The organism is Parasphingorhabdus flavimaris, assembly GCF_013371215.1.
Lineage (GTDB): Bacteria > Pseudomonadota > Alphaproteobacteria > Sphingomonadales > Sphingomonadaceae > Parasphingorhabdus > Parasphingorhabdus flavimaris.
Genome location: NZ_JABWMH010000003.1, coordinates 498,952 through 520,079, shown reverse-complemented (window position 1 = coordinate 520,079; position 21,128 = coordinate 498,952). Strand labels below are relative to the sequence as shown.

At 59.6% G+C, this 21,128-nt stretch carries 21 protein-coding genes and 1 tRNA gene; 5 read left to right on the top strand and 17 right to left on the bottom strand.

The window, feature by feature from the left end; translation table 11 throughout:
• The first annotated feature begins 35 nt into the window (after nt 1-35).
• On the top strand, nt 36-1,331 hold the full coding sequence (locus HUO14_RS11405) for a M48 family metallopeptidase (RefSeq protein WP_176279950.1): 1,296 nt from the start codon (nt 36-38) through the stop codon (nt 1,329-1,331).
• Between the two features lie 15 nt (nt 1,332-1,346).
• Nucleotides 1,347-2,138 carry an SDR family oxidoreductase gene (locus HUO14_RS11400; RefSeq protein ID WP_176280197.1) on the top strand — a complete coding sequence of 264 codons (792 nt, stop codon included), beginning with the start codon at nt 1,347-1,349 and terminating at the stop codon, nt 2,136-2,138.
• Between the two features lie 3 nt (nt 2,139-2,141).
• Here the strand turns inward: HUO14_RS11400 and HUO14_RS11395 are convergent, their stop codons facing one another.
• The 7 genes from HUO14_RS11395 to HUO14_RS11365 all read right to left on the bottom strand — a co-directional run bounded on the left by HUO14_RS11395 (nt 2,142) and on the right by HUO14_RS11365 (nt 10,403).
• Nucleotides 2,142-3,080: a DMT family transporter gene (locus HUO14_RS11395; RefSeq protein ID WP_176279949.1), complete on the bottom strand. Its 939-nt coding sequence runs from the start codon at nt 3,078-3,080 to the stop codon at nt 2,142-2,144.
• Entirely contained in the window at nt 3,077-4,078 is a 1,002-nt protein-coding gene (locus HUO14_RS11390; protein ID WP_176279948.1) for a threonine aldolase family protein, read from the bottom strand. The genes HUO14_RS11395 and HUO14_RS11390 overlap by 4 nt, the downstream gene beginning before the upstream one ends.
• Before the next feature lie 108 nt (nt 4,079-4,186).
• Nucleotides 4,187-4,789: a CDP-alcohol phosphatidyltransferase family protein gene (locus tag HUO14_RS11385; protein WP_176279947.1), complete on the bottom strand. Its 603-nt coding sequence runs from the start codon at nt 4,787-4,789 to the stop codon at nt 4,187-4,189.
• 26 nt (nt 4,790-4,815) lie between these two features.
• Nucleotides 4,816-6,084, bottom strand: coding sequence for a NupC/NupG family nucleoside CNT transporter (locus HUO14_RS11380; RefSeq protein ID WP_176279946.1), 1,269 nt, complete (start codon nt 6,082-6,084; stop codon nt 4,816-4,818).
• Nucleotides 6,081-8,231 carry an FAD-dependent oxidoreductase gene (locus tag HUO14_RS11375; protein WP_176279945.1) on the bottom strand — a complete coding sequence of 717 codons (2,151 nt, stop codon included), beginning with the start codon at nt 8,229-8,231 and terminating at the stop codon, nt 6,081-6,083. The genes HUO14_RS11380 and HUO14_RS11375 overlap by 4 nt, the downstream gene beginning before the upstream one ends.
• A gap of 102 nt (nt 8,232-8,333) precedes the next feature.
• A complete protein-coding gene (locus HUO14_RS11370; protein WP_217907995.1) occupies nt 8,334-9,167 on the bottom strand; it encodes a sterol desaturase family protein in 834 nt (277 codons plus the stop codon).
• A gap of 45 nt (nt 9,168-9,212) precedes the next feature.
• Entirely contained in the window at nt 9,213-10,403 is a 1,191-nt protein-coding gene (locus HUO14_RS11365; RefSeq protein ID WP_176279944.1) for an acyl-CoA dehydrogenase family protein, read from the bottom strand.
• A 310-nt stretch (nt 10,404-10,713) separates the two neighbouring features.
• Between HUO14_RS11365 and HUO14_RS11360 the strand changes: the two genes are divergently transcribed.
• A complete protein-coding gene (locus HUO14_RS11360; RefSeq protein WP_176279943.1) occupies nt 10,714-12,603 on the top strand; it encodes an AsmA family protein in 1,890 nt (629 codons plus the stop codon).
• Nucleotides 12,604-12,727: 124 nt separating this feature from the next.
• On the opposite strand, the gene HUO14_RS11355 is transcribed toward HUO14_RS11360, so the two are convergent.
• The 10 genes from HUO14_RS11355 to hisB all read right to left on the bottom strand — a co-directional run bounded on the left by HUO14_RS11355 (nt 12,728) and on the right by hisB (nt 19,138).
• A tRNA-Phe gene (locus HUO14_RS11355) sits at nt 12,728-12,803 on the bottom strand.
• Nucleotides 12,804-12,904: 101 nt separating this feature from the next.
• Complete coding sequence (locus HUO14_RS11350; protein ID WP_176279942.1) at nt 12,905-13,108, bottom strand: DNA gyrase inhibitor YacG; 204 nt, start codon at nt 13,106-13,108, stop codon at nt 12,905-12,907.
• A gap of 3 nt (nt 13,109-13,111) precedes the next feature.
• Complete coding sequence (locus tag HUO14_RS11345) at nt 13,112-14,581, bottom strand: sodium-dependent transporter (protein WP_176279941.1); 1,470 nt, start codon at nt 14,579-14,581, stop codon at nt 13,112-13,114.
• Nucleotides 14,582-14,632: 51 nt separating this feature from the next.
• The gene (locus HUO14_RS11340; protein WP_176279940.1) at nt 14,633-15,013 is read right to left on the bottom strand and encodes a histidine triad nucleotide-binding protein; all 381 of its coding nucleotides are present in this window, start codon (nt 15,011-15,013) and stop codon (nt 14,633-14,635) included.
• Nucleotides 15,013-15,333 (bottom strand): phosphoribosyl-ATP diphosphatase, encoded by a 321-nt coding sequence (locus HUO14_RS11335; RefSeq protein WP_176279939.1) that lies wholly within the window; start codon nt 15,331-15,333, stop codon nt 15,013-15,015. Before HUO14_RS11335 ends, HUO14_RS11340 begins: the two co-directional genes overlap by 1 nt.
• Before the next feature lie 193 nt (nt 15,334-15,526).
• A complete protein-coding gene (locus HUO14_RS11330; protein WP_176279938.1) occupies nt 15,527-15,880 on the bottom strand; it encodes a hypothetical protein in 354 nt (117 codons plus the stop codon).
• 197 nt (nt 15,881-16,077) lie between these two features.
• Nucleotides 16,078-16,839, bottom strand: coding sequence for an imidazole glycerol phosphate synthase subunit HisF (gene hisF / locus HUO14_RS11325; RefSeq protein ID WP_176279937.1), 762 nt, complete (start codon nt 16,837-16,839; stop codon nt 16,078-16,080).
• A 96-nt stretch (nt 16,840-16,935) separates the two neighbouring features.
• Nucleotides 16,936-17,664: a 1-(5-phosphoribosyl)-5-[(5-phosphoribosylamino)methylideneamino]imidazole-4-carboxamide isomerase gene (hisA, locus tag HUO14_RS11320; RefSeq protein ID WP_176279936.1), complete on the bottom strand. Its 729-nt coding sequence runs from the start codon at nt 17,662-17,664 to the stop codon at nt 16,936-16,938.
• A gap of 94 nt (nt 17,665-17,758) precedes the next feature.
• Nucleotides 17,759-18,379: an imidazole glycerol phosphate synthase subunit HisH gene (gene hisH, locus HUO14_RS11315; RefSeq protein ID WP_176279935.1), complete on the bottom strand. Its 621-nt coding sequence runs from the start codon at nt 18,377-18,379 to the stop codon at nt 17,759-17,761.
• A 165-nt stretch (nt 18,380-18,544) separates the two neighbouring features.
• Nucleotides 18,545-19,138 carry an imidazoleglycerol-phosphate dehydratase HisB gene (gene hisB / locus HUO14_RS11310; RefSeq protein WP_176279934.1) on the bottom strand — a complete coding sequence of 198 codons (594 nt, stop codon included), beginning with the start codon at nt 19,136-19,138 and terminating at the stop codon, nt 18,545-18,547.
• Nucleotides 19,139-19,251: 113 nt separating this feature from the next.
• Between hisB and HUO14_RS11305 the strand changes: the two genes are divergently transcribed.
• Nucleotides 19,252-19,737, top strand: coding sequence for an SspB family protein (locus HUO14_RS11305; protein ID WP_176279933.1), 486 nt, complete (start codon nt 19,252-19,254; stop codon nt 19,735-19,737).
• Nucleotides 19,734-21,128 (top strand): class II fumarate hydratase, encoded by a 1,395-nt coding sequence (gene fumC / locus HUO14_RS11300; protein ID WP_176279932.1) that lies wholly within the window; start codon nt 19,734-19,736, stop codon nt 21,126-21,128. Before HUO14_RS11305 ends, fumC begins: the two co-directional genes overlap by 4 nt.

The window sequence follows — 21,128 nt, the reverse complement described above, 5'->3', positions numbered from 1 at the left end:
ATTGCGTTTATGGCTGGAGCAAAAGGGAGTGGGTCATGTCGAGATTATTGCTGTTCGTTATAGCCGCCATGTTGATCGCCGGTCTGCCAACGGAAATGCTGTTCGCGCAATCCGGCAGCGCGGCGTTTGACGTCGAACAGGCCAGCCGCGCCTATATTGATACGTTGCAGGGCGCAGATCTGGAGAAATCCAACAGCTATTTCGAAGGCGGCTATTGGCTGATCCTGTGGGGCGCCTTGGTCGGCATATTGGTCGACTTTCTGATCCTGCAGTCGCGCCTGTCCGCTCGCTTCCGGGACTGGGCCGAACGGGTAACCAGCCGCAAATGGCTGCAGCCCGCGCTCTATGCCCTGCCCTATATCATCGTCGGATTTCTGATCGCTCTGCCCTGGACCATTTACACCGATTTTTTCCGGGAACAGCAATATGATCTGATGAGCCTGGATTTTGGTAGCTGGTTCGGCGAGCAGATGGTTGGTCTCGTGATATCGTTGATCATGTTCCCGCTGCTGGTCATGGCCATTTTCGCGGTGATCCGGCGCGCGCCGAAAACATGGTGGATCTGGGGAACCGGCGTGATTGCCATCTTCCTGTTCATCGGCATGATGCTCGGGCCGATCTTCATTTCGCCGCTGTTCAACGAATATAACGAGATGGCAGAGGGACCGATGCGCGACAAGATTGTCGCGATGGCAGCGGAATATGATATTCCGGCCGAAAATATCTATGTTTTCGACCAGTCCAAACAGCACAAACGGATATCGGCCAATGTCTCCGGCATCGGACCGACGATCCGGATTTCGCTAAATGACAATCTGCTCGAGCGCACCGATCCGGACGAAGTCGCGGCGGTGATGGGCCACGAACTCGGCCATTATGTTCTGGGCCATATCTGGCGGACGGTGTTCATCCTGTCGCTTATCATGGCCGTCGGATTGTTCGTTACGGCGCTCGTCGCGCCGCGACTGATCGAGCGCCACGGCGGGAAATGGGGCGTGCGCAGCATATCCGATCCTGCCGCGATTCCGTTGCTCAGCCTCATCCTGACTGCCTATTTCTTCGCCGCGACGCCAGCGCTTAACAGCTTGGTCAGAATCACCGAAAGCGAAGCTGACCAATTCGGGCTTGATACGGCCAGAGAACCGGACGGTTTTGCCAAGGTCGCCATGCGCCTGTCGGAATATCGCAAAATCGAACCGGGACCGGTGGAAGAAATGCTGTTCTTCGATCACCCCTCCGGCGCCACACGTGTGCGCATGGCGATGCAGTGGAAGGCCGACAATGTCGCAAATCCGGTGATACAGAATCCAGGCAAGCTGGAGAAGGAATAGACTGTGACCGGCCGCATGCTGATCTTCGGGATGGGCTATACCGCTTTGCGGCTAGCCGAGCGGCTGCGCGGCGAGGGCTGGACCGTGACCGGCACCCGTCGCGAAGCGCAAGACGGCTGCATTGCTTTTGATGACGAGACTTCGGTTCTTGCGGCGCTGGCGGAGGCGACGCATGTCCTTTCCTCGGTCCCGCCTGCGAAGGACGACAGTGAACCGGTGCTCGACCATTACGGGGAGGCGATCCGCGCGGCATCGCTGCAATGGAGCGGCTATCTCTCCGCGACCGGCGTTTATGGCGATGTCGATGGTGCCTGGGTGGACGAAAGCGCGCCAATCGGCTCGGGTCGCCGCAAGGCGCGCAGCGAGGCCGACCAGCGCTGGCAGAAATTGCGCAGCGATATCCACGTTTTCCGGCTGCCCGGCATATATGGCCCGGGCCGCAGCCCGCTCACCCGGGTCCGAGACGACAGGGCCAGGCGGGTGGACATGCCCGGACAGGTGTTCAGCCGCATCCATGTCGAGGATATTGTCTCGGCGGTAATCGCATCATTCGATGGCCCGGCGGGCGTCTATAATATTTCCGATGATCTGCCCGCTCCGCAGCACCAGGTGGTCGCCCATGCCGCGCGGCTTTTGGGCATGGATGTCCCGCCCTTGCTGTCGCTGGAGGACGCCAATCTGTCGAAAGCCGCGCTGGGCTTTTACGAAGAGAACCGGCGCATTGCCAATGGCAAGGCGAAGCGGATGCTCAACTGGGAGCCGCGATATCCGGATTACAAAGCAGGGCTGCAGTCGCTGCTCGACTGACCATCAGGCCGATATACGCGGGGTTTTCGGCTTGCGCGCCCGCAGTGCTACAATCAATCCCAGCATCGCCAGAACGGCACCGCCAGCCGGCAACCAGGTCCAGACATAATCCTCGAAGATCGTCGACAATATCATCGCCACCACCGGCACCAATACGCTGGAATAGGCCGCCTTGCCCGGTCCGATTTCGCGGATCATCGAGAAATAGAGCGGGAAGGTCACCACCGAACCGATCACGCCGAGATAGACAATCCCGCCCCAATAGGCCGCGCGCGTTTCATAGACCGGCGGACCGACGGTGACCCAGGACAGCACGATGTTGATCAGCGCCCCGAACAGCATCGCCCAGGCGAGAACGGTGATGATCGGATAGGATTTCAGCCGCTGCCCCGCCTGCATCACGTTCGCGATCGAGGCCGACATGATCCCGCCGAAGGCCAGCGCCGCGCCGATCAGCACCTGTTCGAGACTGGCCGGAGATGCGCGATATTCGTGCCAGAACAGCATCGCGATGCCGACAGCGGCAATGGCAGAGCCCCCGAGGAAGGCGCCGGATATCTTGTGGCCCAGAAAGATACGGCCCATCAGCGCGTTGGGGACCATAAGCAGCGCGAACAGCACCGCGACAAGACCCGAGGTGATGAACAATTCGGCGTTATAGACAAAATTGAAATTGAACGAGAATTGGAAGAGCCCGAGAATGAGCGCGAACAGATAGCCTGTGCGATCAAGCCGGAAGGACAGGCGTTTATAGGCGACCAGCACAAACATGGCGGCGGCGGCGATGATGAACCGGTAGCTCACCGACCAGCTGGGCGGCACCGTCGAAATCTGGTCCTTGATCACCAGCCAGGTAGACCCCCAGATCAGCGAGACCAGCAGGAACGGGATCAATATGCGGGGAGTAAGCAGGCTTGGCTCGCTCTCTTCACCGGCGTTCATAAGGATGCAATCGCCTCGGCCAGCGGACGGATATCCTCGACGCTCTGGTTCCAGCTGGTCACCAGCCGCGCCTGTCCCGCGCCCCAGTCGTAGAAATCGAACCCGATGCTCCGCAAATGCGCCGCTTCATCGGTCGACAATCTGATGAAGACCTCGTTCGCCTCGACCGGATAGAGCAACCGGTCGCGAGCGGCCTTGGCAATGATCTGGGCGCCAGCATTGGCGGCACGCGCATTGTCGAGCCACAGGTCGTCCTCGAGCATCGCCAGTATCTGCGCGGCGAGGAACCGGCCCTTGGACTGCAAATGGCCTGCCCGCTTGCGGCGATAATGGGTGTCGGCGGCCAGCTCACGATCAAAGAATATTAGCGCCTCGGCGCTCATCCCGCCATTTTTGACAAAGCCGAAACTCAGCGCGTCGACTCCGGCTTGCCAGGTCAGTTCGGCGGGCGAGCAGCCGAGCGTCGCCACCGCATTGGCAAAGCGCGCGCCGTCCATGTGCAGGCCGAGCCCGCGCGCCTTGCAGACTTCGGCAAGTCCGGCGACTTCGTGCGGATGGTAGACCATGCCATATTCGCTGGCATTGGTGATCGACACCGCGGCGGGCTGAACCTGATGGACATCGTCGCGGATCGCCGCGCAACAAGCCTCGACGCTTTCGGGAGACAATTTTGCGCCCTGGCCGTCGAGCAGCATCAGCTTTGCGCCGCCAGTATAGAAACCGGGCGCACCCGCCTCATCCTGCTCGATATGGGCTTCGCGATGGCAGATCACGCCCTTATGCGGCTGGCACATCGCGGCGAGCGCCAGTGAATTGGCCGCCGTCCCGGTCGCCACCCACATCGCCTCGACCTCGGTCTCGAACAGATCGGAAAAAGCCCCGTTGAGCCGCGCGCTAAGACCATCGCCATCATAGGCCGTGTCCTGTCCATTGGCTTCGACCAGCGATTCCAGCAACTTGGGGTGCACAGACGCGGCATTGTCAGAGAAAAATCGCATGTGCAGCGCATGGCTCACGGCCTCTGGCGCGTCAAGACAGGATGATCGATGACCAGACAGGTTGCGCTTTCCCTGGCCCTCGGGATTGCAGGCCCGCCACCTCCGGGTTCAGGAAAAATCCGCTTTGGCGGCGAGGGTTCGCTGGAACACGGTGACCACGCACATCGCCGAGTATATGGCGGCGATGATGGTGAAATATTGGGGCATCAGGCACATCAGGACAAAGGCGGTGATCGTCTCCGTGCCTTCGGCGAGGCCGCTATTGTAGAAGAAGCTCTTCTTGCCGTGCGCCTCGGTCTCCCGCCCCTGTTTGGCCGCCATCACCGCATAGGCGAGAAAGCTTATCCCGGTCAGGGTGAAGCTGCCGACCAGTATCAGCGCGAACGGAAGATTGGCGGACGCGGCGAAACCGAAGCCGATCGGCACCGCAATATAGAAAGCAAAATCGCTGACGATATCGAGATAGCCGCCGAAATCGGTCTGTCTTGTAGCCCGGGCGATCGCGCCGTCGAGCCCGTCGAACAGGCGACTGAACAGGAGCAGAGCCAGACCGATCAGATAATGCTGATATCCGATCGCCACGCCCGCTGCGATGCCGACCGCGCCGCCGGCCAGCGTTACCTGATTGGCGGTCAGGCCGATCCGCGCCAGCCGGGCGCCCAGCGCGTCGAGCGGGGGATCGATGATCGGACGGAGACGGGAATCAAGCATGGACTATCCTCGTCGATTGCGCACCGTCAGGCAAGGGTGACCAGTCCGATCACCGCTCCGGTCATCGCGGTGGCACAATTGCCGGCGATCCAGCTTTTCACGCCCAGCCCCGCGACCTCGGCCCGGCGCGAGGGCGCGAGCGTTCCGATGGTCGAGACCAGCAAGCCGACGCTGGCAAGATTGGCAAAACCGCAAAGCGCGTAGACGACGATCAACTGGCTGCGCGGATCGAAGGTCCCCTCGGGGATCGCCGCCAGATCGAGATAGGCGACATATTCGTTGAGGATCGTTTTTGTCCCCATCAGCGCGCCGGCCGCAGGCGCCTGATCCCAGGGCACGCCGAGCGTCCACATCAGCGGCGCGAACAGCCAGCCGAAGGCGCGCTTGATCGTCACCGCCTGACCGTCGACATAAGGCAAAATCGTCAATATCTGGTCGGCCAGCGCGACCAGCGCAAACACCACCAGGATGATCCCGATAACCGCCAGAAACACCTGCACGCCTTCCATCGTTCCGCGCACAAGCGCGTCGATGCTGCCGTCATATTTCAGCCCCGGCTGCTCCTCGCTCGCTTCGGTCTCCCCGTTGCCCGGCACCATCAGGCGAGCCACCAGTATCGCGGCTGGCAGGGAGATCAACGATGCGGAGATCATATGACCGACCGCGTTGGGAACCGCCTGCGACAGGGTCGAAGCGTAGAGGATCAGGATGGCGCCCGATATGGTTGCCATCGGCAGCACCATCACCATGAACAGTTCGCCCCGGCTCATTTTTTCGAAATAGGCGCGCAGCACCAGTGGAGATTCTACCACGCCGAGGAAAATATTGGCGCCGCCGCCGAGACCAACCACGCCGCTCACCCCCATGGTCTTGCGCAGCGCCCAGGACAGGCCCCGCACGATCCACGCGAGCACGCCCCAGTGCCACAGCAGGGCCGAGAGCGCCGAGAATACAATCACCAGCGGCAATATCTGAAAGGCAATGATCAAAGGCGGCTGCGCGCCCTCTTTCAACACGAAGGGCAATTCCGCCCCGCCGGCATAGCCGAACATATAGGATGATCCGACCAGTGTCGCTTTTTCAATCGCCATCACGCCCTGGTTGGCGAGGCCGATGATTTCCCAGACGAACGGCACCCGGACAATGACCAGCGCGATGGTCAGTTGGAGCAGCAATGCCCCGCCGATCCATTTCCAGCTTGGCCGGTCCTGACGATTTTCCGAGATGGCCCAGGCGAACAACAGGATCAGCGTCAGGCCGATCAGTCCCTGCCCCTGCTGCAGGAAATCGATCATCCGCGCATCCAGCTGTGATAGCGCTCGACCCAGCGCAGCAGGCCTTCCGGCGCATGCGCCCGCTTCCACTCGCCCGCCGCATATTTATTGGCTTCCGCCATCGTCGGATAAGTGTGGATCGTACCCAATATCTTGTTGAGGCCGAGCTTGTATTTCATCGCCAGCACATATTCGGCGAGCAATTCGCCCGCATGGTCCCCGACGATGGTCACCCCGAGAATCCTGTCCTTGCCCGGCGGGGTCAGCACTTTGACAAAACCCTGCGTCGCGCTTTCGGCTATCGCCCGGTCGAGTTCGTGCATCTGGTATGTCGTCACCTCGTGAGCGATATCCTGCTCTTTGGCTTCCTGTTCGTTGAGACCGACGCGAGCAATTTCCGGATCGATGAAAGTCGTCCAGGGAATGACGCGATAGTCGGCCTTGAACGTCTTGAATTTCCCAAACAGCGCGTTGACCGAGGCATACCAGGCCTGATGCGACGCGACATGGGTGAACTGATAGGGTCCGGCAACATCGCCCGCTGCGAATATATTGGGATAGGAGGTGGCGAGAAGATCATCGGTGACGATGGTCCGCCCGGTCTCGATGCCGAGCTCTTCCAGTCCGAAGCCGGAGAGCCGCGCCGAGCGACCGACGGCGATAACCAGAGCGTCAAAAGCGATCGCCTGTTCCTTGCCATCTGCGCTGACGATCAGCCGTTTTTCGCCATCCACCACTTCACAGCGGACCGCGTCATGACCGGTTCGGACAATGACGCCGGAACCTTCCTGAGCGGCCTGCGCAAGAGCGGAAACATCTTCATCCTCGCGGCCCAGCAGACGGTCTTCCCGCTCGACCTGGGTTACTTCTGCGCCGAGACGCGCGAAAGCCTGGCTCAGCTCGCAGCCGATCGGACCGCCGCCGAGAATGATCATCCGTTTGGGAATATCATCGAGCTTCGCAAATTCTTCCCAGAGCGTATCGCTGGTGACATAGCCGACTGCATCGAGACCGGGCAGCGGCGGAACGAAGGGCGCTCCGCCGGTGGCGACGATGATCGAGCGGGTGGTCAGCCGCTGGGTCTCGCCATCGTTGCGCTTGATCTCGACCGTCCACGGATCGATGATTTTGGCATAGCCTTTGACCACATCGACACCCAAATCGGTATAGCGCTCGACACTGTCATGCGGGGCGATGTCCGCGATCACGTTGTGAATACGCTGCATCACCGCCTTGAAACTATATTGCGGGTCGGTCTTCTGCAGTCCGTAGGCATCGGCCTGGCGCATCTGCTGCGCAACTTTCGCGCTCTTGATCAGCGCCTTGCTGGGCACGCAGCCATAGTTGAGGCAATCACCGCCCATCTCGCCGGCTTCAACGAGGGTCACCTTGGCTTTGACGGTCGCGGCAATATAGGAAGAAACCAATCCGGCGGCACCGGCCCCGATCACCACCAGATTGCGGTCATATTTCTTCGGCTTGCTATAGCCGGCATAGACTTTCCGGCGCTTGATCCGGGCCACGATCCACTTGCCGATCCACGGCGTCACACCGAGCGCGGCGAAGGACAACAGCAGGCCCGGCGAACCGATATCGCTGACTTCATCGATATTGGCGAGCTGGGTACCGGCGTTGACGTAAACCAGTGTTCCGAGCAGCATACCGATCTGGCTGACGATATAAAAGGTGCGGGCCTTGATCGCCGTCAGGCCCATCAGCAGGTTGATCAGGAAAAACGGGAATACGGGAACCAGACGGAGGGTCAGCAGATAGAAGGGACCATCTTTTTCGACACCGCGATCAATCGCCTTCAACCGGTCGCCGAAGCGGGTCTTGACCGCGTCGCGAAAAAGATAGCGTGACGAGAGAAAGGCGATGGTTGCGCCAATAGAGGAAGCGAAGGAAACAATGATCGTGCCGACAACGACGCCGAACAGCGCACCCGCTGCCAGCGTCAGGATCAGCGCGCCGGGCAAGGAGGCCGCCGTCGTCACCACATAGACGAGAAAGAAGATCGCGATGATCAGAAAGGGCGCGGCCCTATATTGCTCGTCAAAAGCGGCCTGCTGTTCCTTGAGATTGGCCAGTGTCAGTTGCGAACCGAGATCAAAATAGAAGAAGCTCGCCACGGCCATGGCAAAAAGGATGAGGATCAATATTTTTTTCATCAGGAACTTTCTGCCCGACGGGGCTCCGGTGCAATGGCAGCAATCTATAATTCTTCCTATATGGAGCTTCTAACCGCTTGGGAACCCGCCGATTTTAGAGGGTCATGAAGAATTTCTTTTGTAACCATAGCCCGCTTTCGAACGATAGCGATCATGGAATGGAAGCGTGAGGCTCCACCATAGCTCGTTCGGATGATCGGACTGATATTCGTCGAGACCGATGAGGACATCGTCATGACCAGCGGCCGGTTGTGCCGTGTAGGTGCCGAACAGCCGATCCCACAAGGCGATGCTGAACCCGAAATTGCTGTCGGTTTCCGTCTTCACGGTCGAATGGTGCACGCGGTGCATGTCGGGCGTCACCACAAACAGCCGCAAAACCCTGTCGACCGACAGCGGCAGGCGCAAATTTGCGTGGTTGAACATCGCGAAGAGGTTGAGCAGCAAGGCGAAAACGAACACCGCCAGCACCGACGGACCGAGCAGCAAGACCAGTGCGCTTTTGTAGAGCATGGACAGGATGATCTCGACCGGATGAAAGCGCACCGCCGTCGTCACGTCGATATCCCGATCTGCGTGATGAACCTTGTGCAGCGCCCACAGCAGCGGGATCTTGTGGCTGATCACATGCTGCGCGTAGATCGCCAGATCGAAGATGACCAGAGCGAGCAGAAATTCCAGCCAGCCCGGCAGACTGGTCCAGTTGAACAGGCCGATGCCGTTTTCCGCCGCATAGCTGGCAGCGGCAATTGCGACTACCGGGCCCATCAACCTGAGCGCCACGCTGTCGACGATGATGATGGCGATATTGGTCAGCCAGCGCTTGCCGCGCGGCATCGAGCGTTTTTTCCGCGGGAAGACCGCTTCGAGCCCGACCAGCAGGACGAACAGGAGAACAGACAGAGCCAGGCCATATTGGGCAAGATCATCGATCATCAAGAATGTTTCTGCTGCGCCATAGAGGGACCTTCCGGATAGCGGCTATAAATTGAGGACACGTTTGGCGATTATGTTGCGCTGGATCTCGTTGGTCCCGCCATAGATGCTCTGCGCGCGGGTGCCGAAATAGCTGGCAACGCCGGGAGCGGCAAAGGCGGAATCCCCCGTCCAGTCCGGGCTGACACTGTCATCGAACTTGCGGTTTCCGTGCTCGGCAGCGGCTTCCAGAAACAGGGTCGTGATGTCCTGCGCCAGATCGGTCGCCATGATTTTCAGGATCGAGGCCTCGTCGCCCGGAGAACCGCCGTCCCGCACCGTCGTCAGCACACGCAGCACGGTGATCTCCAGCGCGTCGAGCCGCGTTTCCGCTTCGCACAACCGGCTGGCGAAGAAACTGTCGTCGATCAGCCGCTGGTTTCCGCCTGTCGGGATTTGCGATGCGATTTTCCGCACGTCGGCCAGTTGCTTACGCTTGCCGCCGATCCGCGCATAAGATGTCCGCTCGTTACCGAGCAGATATTGCGAATAGGACCAGCCCTTGCCCTCCTCGCCGATGCGGTTGGAGACCGGGACCCGGACATCGACAAATTCGCACTGGCTGAGATAATATTTGCCGTCGATGGTGATGATCGGTTTGACCGTGACGCCCGGCTGGTCGAGCTTGCAGCAGATAAAGGTGATGCCGGCCTGTTTTTTCTCTTCGCGCGATGTCCGGGTCAACAGGAATATCCAGTCGGCATGCTGGGCCGCAGATGTCCATATCTTGGTGCCGTTGAGTATATATTCGTCCCCGTCCCGCACTGCGGAAAATTGCAGCGACGCCAGATCGGAACCCGCCTCGGGTTCGCTATAGCCCTGCGCCCAGCCGACCGAGCCGTCCCGCAATCCGGGCAGCCATTTGTCTTTCTGGGCGTCGGTGCCGAATGTGAAGATCACCGGCCCGACATAGATGACGCCCATTGGCGTGACCGTCGGCGCACCTGCCTTCTCGAGTTCCTCGTCAAAAATATACTGCTCTTCGATCGACCAGCCCGGGCCGCCAAATTCTTCCGGCCACGCGCTCGCCAGCCAGCCCTTTTCGCCCAGCGCCATCTCGGCGCGCCGGACTTCGGCGGTGGTCAGGCTCGCGCCGGTGGCGGTTTTCGCCAATATATCCTGCGGATATTCATCGGCAAAATAGGCCCGCATCTTCTCGCGGAAAGACTGCAGTTCAGGATCATGGCTCAATTTCATGGCGGTCCGGTCTTTCTACCTTGGCGTGAGTCGATGCTGGGTCTCACTATCACGGAATTTCTCTTTGTGGTGCATAACCCTATACGTGTCGGCACCTTGAGCAACCTTTTCCCGCGCAAGGCGTATACCGGACACCGCTGAAATTATCAGTCATTACACATGGAAACAGGCCCGGAATATAATGACTGCGCAGCTCACGAAATCCATATTGCCCGACGCGACGATGATGCAGAGCGCCGGCACACCAGCGGCAGACCGTTAATTGAGCCCCGGCCAGGAACAGCCCTCTCCCTCATCCCGGCACAGGTGGGTGCGCAATGTCGTCATCGGGATTTTCGTCGTCCTGCTTCTTGCCGTCCTGGCGCTGGGCGCTGTGCCGGCAGGCCTCCTGCGCGGCGTGGTCAGCGAGAAACTGCAGGGCGCATCGGAACGCCACGTCGAAATCGGAACGGTCAGCAGGGACAGTTTCTTTTCCTACTCTCCCGTTATCACCGTCGAAAATATCCGCGTCGCACAACCATCCTGGGCGGGCAAAGGCGATTTTCTCACATTGAAATCGATTTCGGCGCGCGTTTCCGTGCTGGATATTCTCACCGGCGCCGCAAGACCCGATCGCGTGCGAATCGACGGTCTCGACATAGTGCTCGTGCGCGACAAGAATGGCCGCAGCAACTGGCATGATGGTGATGATGACGACAGGAAGGGCAGCGCCCCGGTCCTGACCGATCTCGATATCATCAATTCCCGCTTCAGTTTAATCGATCACAAGCGCGATCTCTCGCTGTCAGGCCCGGTATCTGTCAGCAGCACAGACGGCCTGCGGGCCGAGGGCCGCGGCACGTTCCTGAAAAGCAAGGCAACGCTGCTGTTCACCGGCGGCGCGATTGCCGGGATCGATCCCGAAGCCGACTATCCGTTCAGCCTCAAGCTGCAATCACCGGCCCTGACACTGGCCGCCAAGGGCAAGATGAGTGGCGCATTGAACACCGACAATTTCACCGCATCCCTCTCCGCCCGCGCGCCGACTCTCAAGAATCTCGACCGGATTATCGAGGCAGGCCTGTTCGGGACCCAGCCGATCGACTTGCGGGCCGATATCCGCCACGATAACAATGACTGGTATATCAAGACCCTGAACGGATCGATCGGACGTTCGCGACTGTCCGGCAAAGCGACGATCCTCAAGCGCGACGGTCGCACGAGGATAGACGCCGATATAAATGCCGCCACGCTGGATTTCGATGATCTGGCCGATGATGCAGGCCGCGCACGGGCAGCGGCGCTGACGCGGCGGATCGGCCCCCGCGTCCTCCCCAATACAAGGATCAACCTGTCCAAAATGGGCCCGACTGACGGCAAACTGAACTTTACCGTCAACCGCCTGCTCTCACGCCGCGATACGGTTTTCCGCAGCCTGAAAGGAAAATTGTCGCTCGATCACAAGGTCATAAAGATCACCGGTCTCGACGTCGGCCTGAAAAGCGGGCGGATGAACGGCAGCATCCAGGTCGACCACCGCAGCGGCGCACCGAAACTGTCGACCGACCTGACGCTCAATGGTGCGTCCCTCTCCGACCTGATCGGCAACGGCGATATCGTCACCGCGACCATGCGGGGCCGGGTGAGATTATCCGGTTCCGGCGATACGTTCAGGGAGGCGCTCGAAAAAGCCGATGGCAAGGCTGCAATGGTCGCCACGCGGGGCAGCGTCCGCGCCACGGTCGCGCATGTTCTGGGCCAGAATCTCGGCGGTGCGGTCGAGGAAATCATCGGCAATCCGAAAGCGCGAGTACCGATGCGCTGTCTCGTCGCCAATTTCAGTGCGCGCAACGGCGTTTTGAGACCACAGCCACTGGCGATTGATACGGAGGTGTCGATCGGACGCGGCGAGGGACGGATCACGCTGGACGGCGAACAGATCTCCCTGGTCCTGCGCGGCGGCGCGAAGGGGAAAAGCGCGTTGCGGATTGTCGATCCGATCCGGATTTCGGGGACGCTTACTGCGCCGGACGTGTCCGTAGCAGGGCTGGGCAAGGCAGAGGACGCGGAGAAGCCGTCGCTGGGCGATGTCCTGAAGGTTGCGGGCAAATCCATCGGCAGCGCTCTGGGCATCGGCGACAGCGACGAGCAGAAAAAAGCCTTCATCCGCAAACCCAAGTCGCTGAATTGCAGCGCGGTGGTCGCGGCAGCGATGCGATAGGCCGGCAGTTCCCCTTCCCCAGTCATCTCCATTGGCTAAGCGGGCGAACGCGTAACCCACGCCACAAGGCCTCTCATCCCGGATTTCCCCGAGTAATTCTGCGGCACCAAATTTAAGGAAAAAGTGGTGCCCGAGGGCGGATTCGAACCACCGACACAGCGATTTTCAGTCGCTTGCTCTACCAACTGAGCTACTCGGGCATCTGGGCCTGCGCGATGCGCTGGCCCGGTTAGGAAGCGACGCTATAGGCGGGGGGATTGCTGCTTGTCCAGCCCAAAAATGGCGGTTTTATTATGCCCGCTCAGTCCTCGCCATCGCGGCCGGAATCACTGGCGAAATGATCGGCCAGTTGATCCGGCGAAACCGCTGGTCCGGGTATCTTGTAGCCGTCACCCAGCCATTGCAGCAGATCGCGGTCCTTGCACCCGGCGCTGCAGAAAGGCGCCCATTGCTGAGACGCCGGACCGCGGCAAACCGGGCATTTGGGCGGTTTTGAGCCGGCCATTTGCTATGCTTGTGCCAAAAGACCGGGAAACAGGCCGGTCAACAGGATTGCAGATATCACCAACGGGCAGAGCCAGCGTACCAGAAAAAGCCAGATGCGATGCAAATTGCCGTCGAGGCCGTTTTCGCTGTCAATCAACCGACGATCGGCGATCCAGCCGACGAAAATGGCGACCAGCAGCGCAGATGTTGGCAATAGAATTTTTGCGGTAAACTCGTCGATAATGCCGAACACCGGCTGGCCGGAAAAGATCATGAAATCAAACGGCTGGAAATCGGCCTGGCTGTTGAAGGAGAAGCTCGCCCAGGCACCGATCAGGAAGGCAAGCCCGCCAAGAACGATTGTCACCAGCCAGCGCGGCTTTTTGAAATAGCCGATCGCCCAACTGACGGACGCTTCCAGCAGCGCAACCGAACTTGTAAGCGCTGCAAAAAACACCATGATGAAGAATAGCAATCCGATCAGCGATCCCGCCGGCATGGTCTGGAAAGCGACCGGCAGATTGACGAACAACAGTCCAAGACCGCCCTGAACCTGTTCCTGGCCCTCCAATATGGCAGTCAGACTGGCCGGAGCCAGTGCGGCAAATGTGATCGGAAATATCGCCAGACCGGCAATAATCGCAACCGATGTATCGGCGGTGGCGATCTGGGCGGATGTTTTAGCAAGATTGATGTCCCGCGCCGCATAGGCACCATAAGTGATCATCAGCGCAGACCCCAGAGACAGCGAAAACAACGCCTGCCCGAGCGCCGATAGCTGCACCGAAGGATCCAGCAGTCGTGCCGGCTCGAAATCAAACAGGAAGTTGAGCGCCGCACCGAACGATCCGGTGAAGGCCCCGTAAATCGTAATGGCGATCAGCAACAGAAAGAAAATCGGCATCAACCAGACCGCTACCTTTTCAATGCCATTGCTTACACCGCGACCAACAGCCGCGATTGTCAGGGCCATGAAGATGGCGTGCATCGCCAGCATCTCGTTACTGTTCGCCTGCAAGGCGGGCAATATGCCCTGCACTTCATCCAGCGAACTGCCTTGCAACGCCCCTTGGGCGATATTGCCCGAACCGAGGGTGCTGGCGAAATCCCCCACGAACACGCCGATAAAATGGATAATCCAGCCCGCCAGAACGCTATAATAAGTCAGGATCAGGAAAGCGCCGAGCATTCCGATACCGGCAGCCACCGACCACCAGCTCGATGCGCGGGATTCGAGCGCGATCTTCTTCATGCTTTCAATCGCCGAGCCCTTGCCGTGGCGACCAATGAGCGTTTCGGCCAGAAGAATGGGCAAACCGATCAGCAATACGCAGAAAATATAGAATATGACAAAAGCACCACCGCCATTTGCCCCGGCTTCGGCGGGAAACCGAACCAGATTGCCAAGCCCTACGGCAGAGCCAATCGCCGCCAATACAAATGCTGTTCGCGAGGACCAACCCTCGCCACCCGGTGCTGCTGCGCCTGCCATTATCAAACTCCCCAATATTCAGGACCGGTTACGGCCTTGTTGCTTTTGTTACTAGCTGCGCATCAACATCGGGCCAAGCGGTTTTCCGGCAAAAATATGGACATGCAAATGTGCCACTTCCTGATGGCCGTGCTTGCCGATGTTAGCGAGCAGGCGATAGCCGGGCTCGACCATCCCTGCTTCGCGGGCAACATGGCCGACGGCGCGGACAAATCCGGCGATTTCCGCCTCGCTTGCGGTTGCCGAAAAATCATCCCAGCTGACATAACGCCCCTTGGGAATCACCAATATATGATCGGGGGCCTGCGGATTGATATCGTGAAAGGCGAGTACCCATTCGTCTTCGTAGACGGTCTTGTTGGGAATTTCGCCGCGCAGGATTTTCGCAAAAATATTGTCGTCATCATATGCCTGTGTCGGATCGATTGCCATCAACTTGCTCCTCTTGCCGCTTTTTCTTCCAGGCCCGACAGCCCCTCGCGGCGGGCCAGTTCTCCAGTCACATCCTCGAGCGACAGATCCATGTCGGCGAGCAGGACCATCAGGTGGAACAGCAGGTCGGCAGCCTCGCCGGTCATCGCCGCCTTGTCATCCTGGACCGCGGCAATCACCGCTTCCACCGCCTCTTCACCAAGCTTTTCAGCCATTTTGGCCCGGCCCTTGGCGCGGAGACTGGCGACATAGCTTGTATCCGGCTCGGCTTTGCGGCGCTCGCGGATCGTCCGTTCGAGAGATTCGAGAATATCGTTCATCCGCGGCGGTTTGGGCGACAGATCGCCTGTTCGTCAAGCATTAGTGGTACAAGTTTGCCCCGGCCAAAAAAAAGGACCGCCAGCCCCCCGACTGACGGTCCGCTTCCGGCCACTCCGCACCTGAAAGGCGGGCGGCTCTGGAAATGCGATTATCAGGCTTTCTTGCGACGACGGGCAACCAGGCGGCCTCCGATCAGGCCGACCAGGCAAGGCCCAGCATCATCAGGTTGGATGGTTCGGGAACCGGAGTGCCGCCGGATGACGATCCGCCCGAGGAACCGGTGCCGCCGGTCGAACTCGTCGTTCCGCCGCTACCGGATGAACCCGATGATCCTGAACTACCCCAACCCGAGCTGCCCCAGCCCGAGCTACCCCAACCGGAACTGCCCCAGCCCGAGCTGCCCCAACCGGAACTGCCCCAGCCCGAGCTGCCCCAGCCTTTGACACTTCCGCGATTGTCACTGTTCCAGGTCGCACCAGCCGGGACGGCGGCGGCAAAGGCGATTGCCGCTGCGGCAGTCCAGATTGTATATTTCACCAGTTTCATGATTCTCTTCCATTCCCGCATTAAAAAAATATCATGGGAATAGTTAAGCAAGAGCCCTGCCAGATCGCTGAAACACGCGGCTTCCGGAGAACAAGGTGGTTAACGCGATTTCGAAAAATCTGAATCTGTAAAGTGAACCGACATTAACCATCGCCTACAGGCATGAACATGCGGGAAAATATGTGGTTAAAGCCCGATCAGGCCCGGGCAGGCAGTCTGGCAGCGCGCAGCGCGGCATGGGCATCGGCTATGCTATACTGACCAAAATGGAATATCGAGGCGGCGAGCACCGCGTTGGCATGACCCTTGGTCACCCCTTCGACTAGATGGTCGAGATTGCCGACCCCGCCGCTAGCAACAACCGGAATCGATACTGCATCGGCCAGGGTGCGGGTCAGTTCGAGATCATAGCCGTCGCGGGTGCCGTCGCGGTCCATCGAGGTGACCAGCAACTCCCCTGCCCCCAGATCAGCCATGCGAACGGCATGTTCCAGAGCATCGATGCCGGTCGGGGTTCGTCCGCCATGGGTGAATATTTCCCAGCGTCCTTCGGCCACTTTCCGTGCATCAATCGAGGCAACCATGCACTGGCTGCCGAAACGGGTGGCGATGTCGCTGACCACTTCGGGCCGCGATACAGCCGCGCTGTTCACGGCGACCTTGTCCGCTCCGGCCATCAGCAAAGCGCGGGCATCGTCAGCCGTACGGACGCCGCCGCCAACCGTCACCGGCATGAAACAGACCTCGGCGGTACGCCGGACGACATCGAGGATCGTGTCGCGATTTTCATGGGATGCGGTGATATCGAGAAAGCAGAGCTCGTCGGCACCGGCGGCGTCATAAGCCTGCGCCTGCTCGACCGGATCACCAGCGTCCTGCAGGTCGACGAAATTGACGCCCTTGACCACCCGGCCATTGGCGACATCGAGACAGGGGATGACGCGGATACGGACGGTCATGAGCGGCCTGCCGTTCGTCTCGAGCGAAGTCGAGAGACGCCGACCTCCGATTTCAAGGTGTCTCGACTGCGCTCGACACGAACGGATTGAAACAGTTCAACCACGATTGGCCATCGCAATCGCCGTCGCCAGATCAAGCCGGCCATCATAAAGCGCGCGCCCGGTGATCACGCCTTCGACGCCATCCTTGGCAAATTGTGCCAGCATGTGGATATCGTCCAGACCCTTGACCCCGCCGCTGGCGATAACCGGGATATCAACGCCGCGCGCCAGATCGACTGTCGCCTCGATATTGCAGCCGGTGAGCATGCCGTCGCGGCCGACATCGGTGAACAAGATCGAGGCCACGCCCGCGTCTTCAAACCGGCGGGCAAGGTCGCGGACACTGACATCGGAAACGTCGGCCCAGCCTTCGGTGGCAACCATGCCGTCCCGCGCGTCGACAGCAACGACGATGCCGCCTTCATATTCCTTCGCCATATCCTTGACGAAATCGGGATCCTTGAGCGCAGCCGTTCCGATTACCAGCCGGGCGACGCCCAGTTCGAACCAGCGCTCGACCGTCTCGCGATTGCGAATACCGCCGCCCAGCTGGACATAGCCGGGAAAGCTCGCGACGATCGCTTCCACCGCTTCGGCGTTCTGGGGGGCTCCGGCAAAAGCGCCGTCAAGATCGACGACATGGATATGCTCGGCTCCGGCAGCGGCAAACAGGCCCGCCTGTTCCGCCGGATTATCTCCATAGACGGTGGCGCGGTCCATATCACCTTCGGCGAGGCGAACAACTTCGCCGGATTTCAGGTCAATGGCGGGAAATACGATCATTTCAGAAACTCCGTTCGTGATGAGCTTGTCGAACCACATTTGTCCGACGGAACACATCCTTCTACAGGCTCAGGACGAACGGCGTTCGGCATGGTCATGGCTTCCACTCCAGAAAACGACCCAGAAAGGCCAGTCCGTAGGCCTGGCTTTTCTCGGGGTGAAACTGCACGCCGACGATATTGTCGCTGCCAACCGCTGAAACCAACGGGCCGCCGTGATGGGTCGTCGCCAGCACATCGGATTGATCCGCAGCTTCAAAATGATAGCCGTGCAGATAATAAGCTTCGCCCGATTCGAGCAGATCATGGCCCTCGGTCGGAGTCACGTCGTTCCAGCCCATATGCGGAATTTTTATCGTGGCGTCGGACGGCTCGATCGCCCGCACCGTGCCGCCGATCCAGCCGAGGCCTGCATGTTCGCCAAATTCGATACCCTTGTCGGCGAGCATCTGCATCCCGACACAGATGCCGAGAAACGGAATGGCCTCTCCGCGGACCCGCTGATCCAGCGCGGCCACCATGCCATCGATTGCAACCAGCGCGTCGCGACAGGCACCAAAAGCGCCGACGCCGGGCAGGACGATCCGGTCCGCCCTTGCCACCAGCGCGGGGTCGGCTGTTACCGAGACATTTCCGGCACCGGCGGCCATCAGTGCATTGTGGACGCTGTGCAAATTTCCTGCGCCAAAATCTATGAGAGCGATAGTTTCAGACATGGTGCCGCTCAACCGCCGGAAGCGCTCAAATTTGAAAGCCCTCGACTATTTTCACGCGAAGCCGCGAAGGCGCGAAGATTAGCGGCAAACCGCGCCTTCTTTGCGCCTTCGCGGCGTCGCGTGACAAAAAGACTAGAAAAAGCCCGCTGGCGCGGGATGCGCATCTCAGCCACCCAATTGCCCCTTGGTCGAGGGAATCGCGTCACCCTTGCGCGGGTCGCGCTCTACCGCCTGGCGCATGGCCCGGGCGAAACCCTTGAACATGCTTTCGGCGATATGGTGGTTATTCTCGCCGTAGAGCAATTCGATATGGAGCGTTATTCCTGCGGCGTCGGCGACGCTGTGGAACCAGTGTTTGAACAGTTCGGTATCCATCTCGCCGAGCCGATCCTGGGTAAATCCGGCGTTCCAGACGAAATAGGGGCGTCCCGAAATATCGAGCGCGACCCGGCTCAATGTTTCGTCCATCGGCGAATAGGCGCTGCCGTAGCGCACGATCCCTGCCTTGTCGCCGAGCGCCTGGTTGATCGCCTGGCCCAGCGCAATCGCGCTGTCTTCGGTGGTGTGATGCTGGTCGACGTGGAGGTCGCCCTTGATCTTCATTTTCAGGTCGATCAGCGAATGGCGCGAAAATTGTTCGACCATGTGGTCGAGAAAGCCGATGCCGGTAGACACGTCAAATTGACCGGCCCCGTCGAGATTCAACTCGACAAAAATCTCGGTTTCCTTGGTATTTCGTTCGATTGTCGCTGTTCTCATGGAACCGGCCTATAAAGGGTTGGACAAATCAGGCAAGAATTTCGCGGCCTTTGGCCATGCAAAATTCATTTTACACACTTGACCCGATGCTCGGTTGCCGCCACGAAGTGCAAATGAGCGACGAAGCCCCAGATAGCCTGATTCCATATGACGAAATCGTGCAGGAAGCGCTGCGCGCGGTGGTGAGCCGGGTGCTCGGGGAAGTCGTCAGAGACGGCCTGCCCGGTGACCATCATTTCTATATCACGTTCAAGACCCGCGCGCCCGGTGTCGACATTCCCGATCATCTGATCGCCCGATTCCCCGACGAGATGACGATTGTCATCCAGAACCGCTACTGGGACCTGAAGGTTGACGAGGACCGGTTCGAAGTCGGTCTGAGCTTCAACCAGATCAGCTCGATGCTGCATATCCCGTTTGCCGCGATTACGTCTTTCGTCGATCCGGCGGTCGACTTTGCGCTGCAGTTCCACGTCGACGAGGTCGAGGGCGATGTCAACGATCACGATCCGGCCGAAAATGACGGCGATGCGGAAGCGGTCGAAACTGCTGATGACGGTTCCAACGTGGTGACGGTGGACTTCGGCAAGAAAAAGTGAGCGGCACCCGCATAGAAACCGACTCACTCGGCGAGATAGAAGTCCCCGCCGACGCCTATTGGGGCGCACAGACCCAGCGCAGCATCGAGAATTTTCCATTTCCCCGCCAGGAACGCATGCCGATCCGGCTGATCCACGGCCTCGCTGCGGTCAAGCAGGCGGCGGCGCGGGTCAATGGCATTCACGGACTGGACCCGGAGATTGCCGCCGCCATCGAAAAAGCAGCCAATGCGGTGCGGACCGGCGAATATGACAATCAATTTCCGCTGACTATCTGGCAAACCGGGTCGGGCACCCAGTCTAACATGAACGTCAACGAAGTGATAGCCGGTGTCGCCAACGAAGCGATATATGGCACAAGAGGTGGCAAATATCCGGTCCATCCCAATGATCATGTCAATCGCGGCCAATCGTCCAATGACAGCTTTCCCACCGCCATGCATATCTCCGCAGCGCTGGCGCTGGAGGTCGAGCTGTTTCCGGCGCTGGAACAGTTGCACGATGCGCTGGCCGACAAGGCGCAGCAATGGAAATCCATCGTCAAGATCGGCCGCACCCATTTGCAGGATGCGACGCCGCTGACCCTCGGGCAGGAATTTTCCGGCTATGCCGCGCAGCTGGTGGCCGCGCGCGACCGGGTCGAGGCGGTCTTGCCGCGGCTGCTGAAACTGGCGCAAGGCGGCACCGCGGTCGGAACCGGCCTCAACGCCCCTGAAAATTTCGGCGAGCATATCGCCAAGGAAATCTCCAAAATTACCGGGCTGAAATTCAACACGGCCAGCAATAAATTCGCCGAGCTGGCCGCGCATGACACGATGGTCGAATTGTCCGGTGCGCTCAACACGCTGGCGGTGTCGCTGACCAAGATCGCCAATGATATCCGCCTGCTCGGCTCGGGCCCGCGGTCAGGCCTCGGCGAGATCGATCTGCCGTCCAATGAACCGGGCAGCTCGATCATGCCCGGCAAGGTCAATCCGACCCAGTGCGAAATGCTGACCATGGTCGCCGCGCAGGTCATCGGCAATCATCAGGCGGTCACCGTCGGCGGACTGCAGGGCCATCTCGAGCTCAATGTGTTCAAGCCGCTGATCGGCGCCAATGTGCTGCGCTCGATCGAGATTATCTCTATCGGCATGTCGAGCTTTTCCGAACGCTGCGTGGAAGGTCTGGAGGCAAATGAAGCGCGGATCAGGGAGCTGGTCGACAATAGCCTGATGCTGGTGACCGCGCTGGCTCCGGTGATCGGCTATGACAAGGCCGCGGCCATTGCCAAATATGCCCACAAGACCGGCCAGACCCTGCGTGCATCCGCGCTGGAACTTGGTCTGGTTGACGAAAAAACCTACGATACCCATGTAAGGCCTGAGAATATGGTCGGAAATCATTCCTGA

What these genes read in the sequence shown, in the direction of transcription:
- HUO14_RS11305 (WP_176279933.1), top strand. Translation starts at nt 19,252, where the DNA reads ATGAGCGACGAAGCCCCAGATAGCCTGATTCCATATGACGAAATCGTG.
- HUO14_RS11400 (WP_176280197.1), top strand. Translation starts at nt 1,347, where the DNA reads ATGCTGATCTTCGGGATGGGCTATACCGCTTTGCGGCTAGCCGAGCGG.
- HUO14_RS11380 (WP_176279946.1), bottom strand. Translation starts at nt 6,084, where the DNA reads ATGATCGATTTCCTGCAGCAGGGGCAGGGACTGATCGGCCTGACGCTG.
- HUO14_RS11345 (WP_176279941.1), bottom strand. Translation starts at nt 14,581, where the DNA reads ATGGCAGGCGCAGCAGCACCGGGTGGCGAGGGTTGGTCCTCGCGAACA.
- HUO14_RS11370 (WP_217907995.1), bottom strand. Translation starts at nt 9,167, where the DNA reads ATGATCGATGATCTTGCCCAATATGGCCTGGCTCTGTCTGTTCTCCTG.
- HUO14_RS11385 (WP_176279947.1), bottom strand. Translation starts at nt 4,789, where the DNA reads ATGCTTGATTCCCGTCTCCGTCCGATCATCGATCCCCCGCTCGACGCG.
- hisF (WP_176279937.1), bottom strand. Translation starts at nt 16,839, where the DNA reads ATGACCGTCCGTATCCGCGTCATCCCCTGTCTCGATGTCGCCAATGGC.
- hisB (WP_176279934.1), bottom strand. Translation starts at nt 19,138, where the DNA reads ATGAGAACAGCGACAATCGAACGAAATACCAAGGAAACCGAGATTTTT.
- hisH (WP_176279935.1), bottom strand. Translation starts at nt 18,379, where the DNA reads ATGTCTGAAACTATCGCTCTCATAGATTTTGGCGCAGGAAATTTGCAC.
- HUO14_RS11390 (WP_176279948.1), bottom strand. Translation starts at nt 4,078, where the DNA reads ATGCGATTTTTCTCTGACAATGCCGCGTCTGTGCACCCCAAGTTGCTG.
- hisA (WP_176279936.1), bottom strand. Translation starts at nt 17,664, where the DNA reads ATGATCGTATTTCCCGCCATTGACCTGAAATCCGGCGAAGTTGTTCGC.
- HUO14_RS11395 (WP_176279949.1), bottom strand. Translation starts at nt 3,080, where the DNA reads ATGAACGCCGGTGAAGAGAGCGAGCCAAGCCTGCTTACTCCCCGCATA.
- HUO14_RS11405 (WP_176279950.1), top strand. Translation starts at nt 36, where the DNA reads ATGTCGAGATTATTGCTGTTCGTTATAGCCGCCATGTTGATCGCCGGT.
- HUO14_RS11375 (WP_176279945.1), bottom strand. Translation starts at nt 8,231, where the DNA reads ATGAAAAAAATATTGATCCTCATCCTTTTTGCCATGGCCGTGGCGAGC.
- HUO14_RS11340 (WP_176279940.1), bottom strand. Translation starts at nt 15,013, where the DNA reads ATGGCAATCGATCCGACACAGGCATATGATGACGACAATATTTTTGCG.
- HUO14_RS11350 (WP_176279942.1), bottom strand. Translation starts at nt 13,108, where the DNA reads ATGGCCGGCTCAAAACCGCCCAAATGCCCGGTTTGCCGCGGTCCGGCG.
- HUO14_RS11365 (WP_176279944.1), bottom strand. Translation starts at nt 10,403, where the DNA reads ATGAAATTGAGCCATGATCCTGAACTGCAGTCTTTCCGCGAGAAGATG.
- HUO14_RS11330 (WP_176279938.1), bottom strand. Translation starts at nt 15,880, where the DNA reads ATGAAACTGGTGAAATATACAATCTGGACTGCCGCAGCGGCAATCGCC.
- HUO14_RS11335 (WP_176279939.1), bottom strand. Translation starts at nt 15,333, where the DNA reads ATGAACGATATTCTCGAATCTCTCGAACGGACGATCCGCGAGCGCCGC.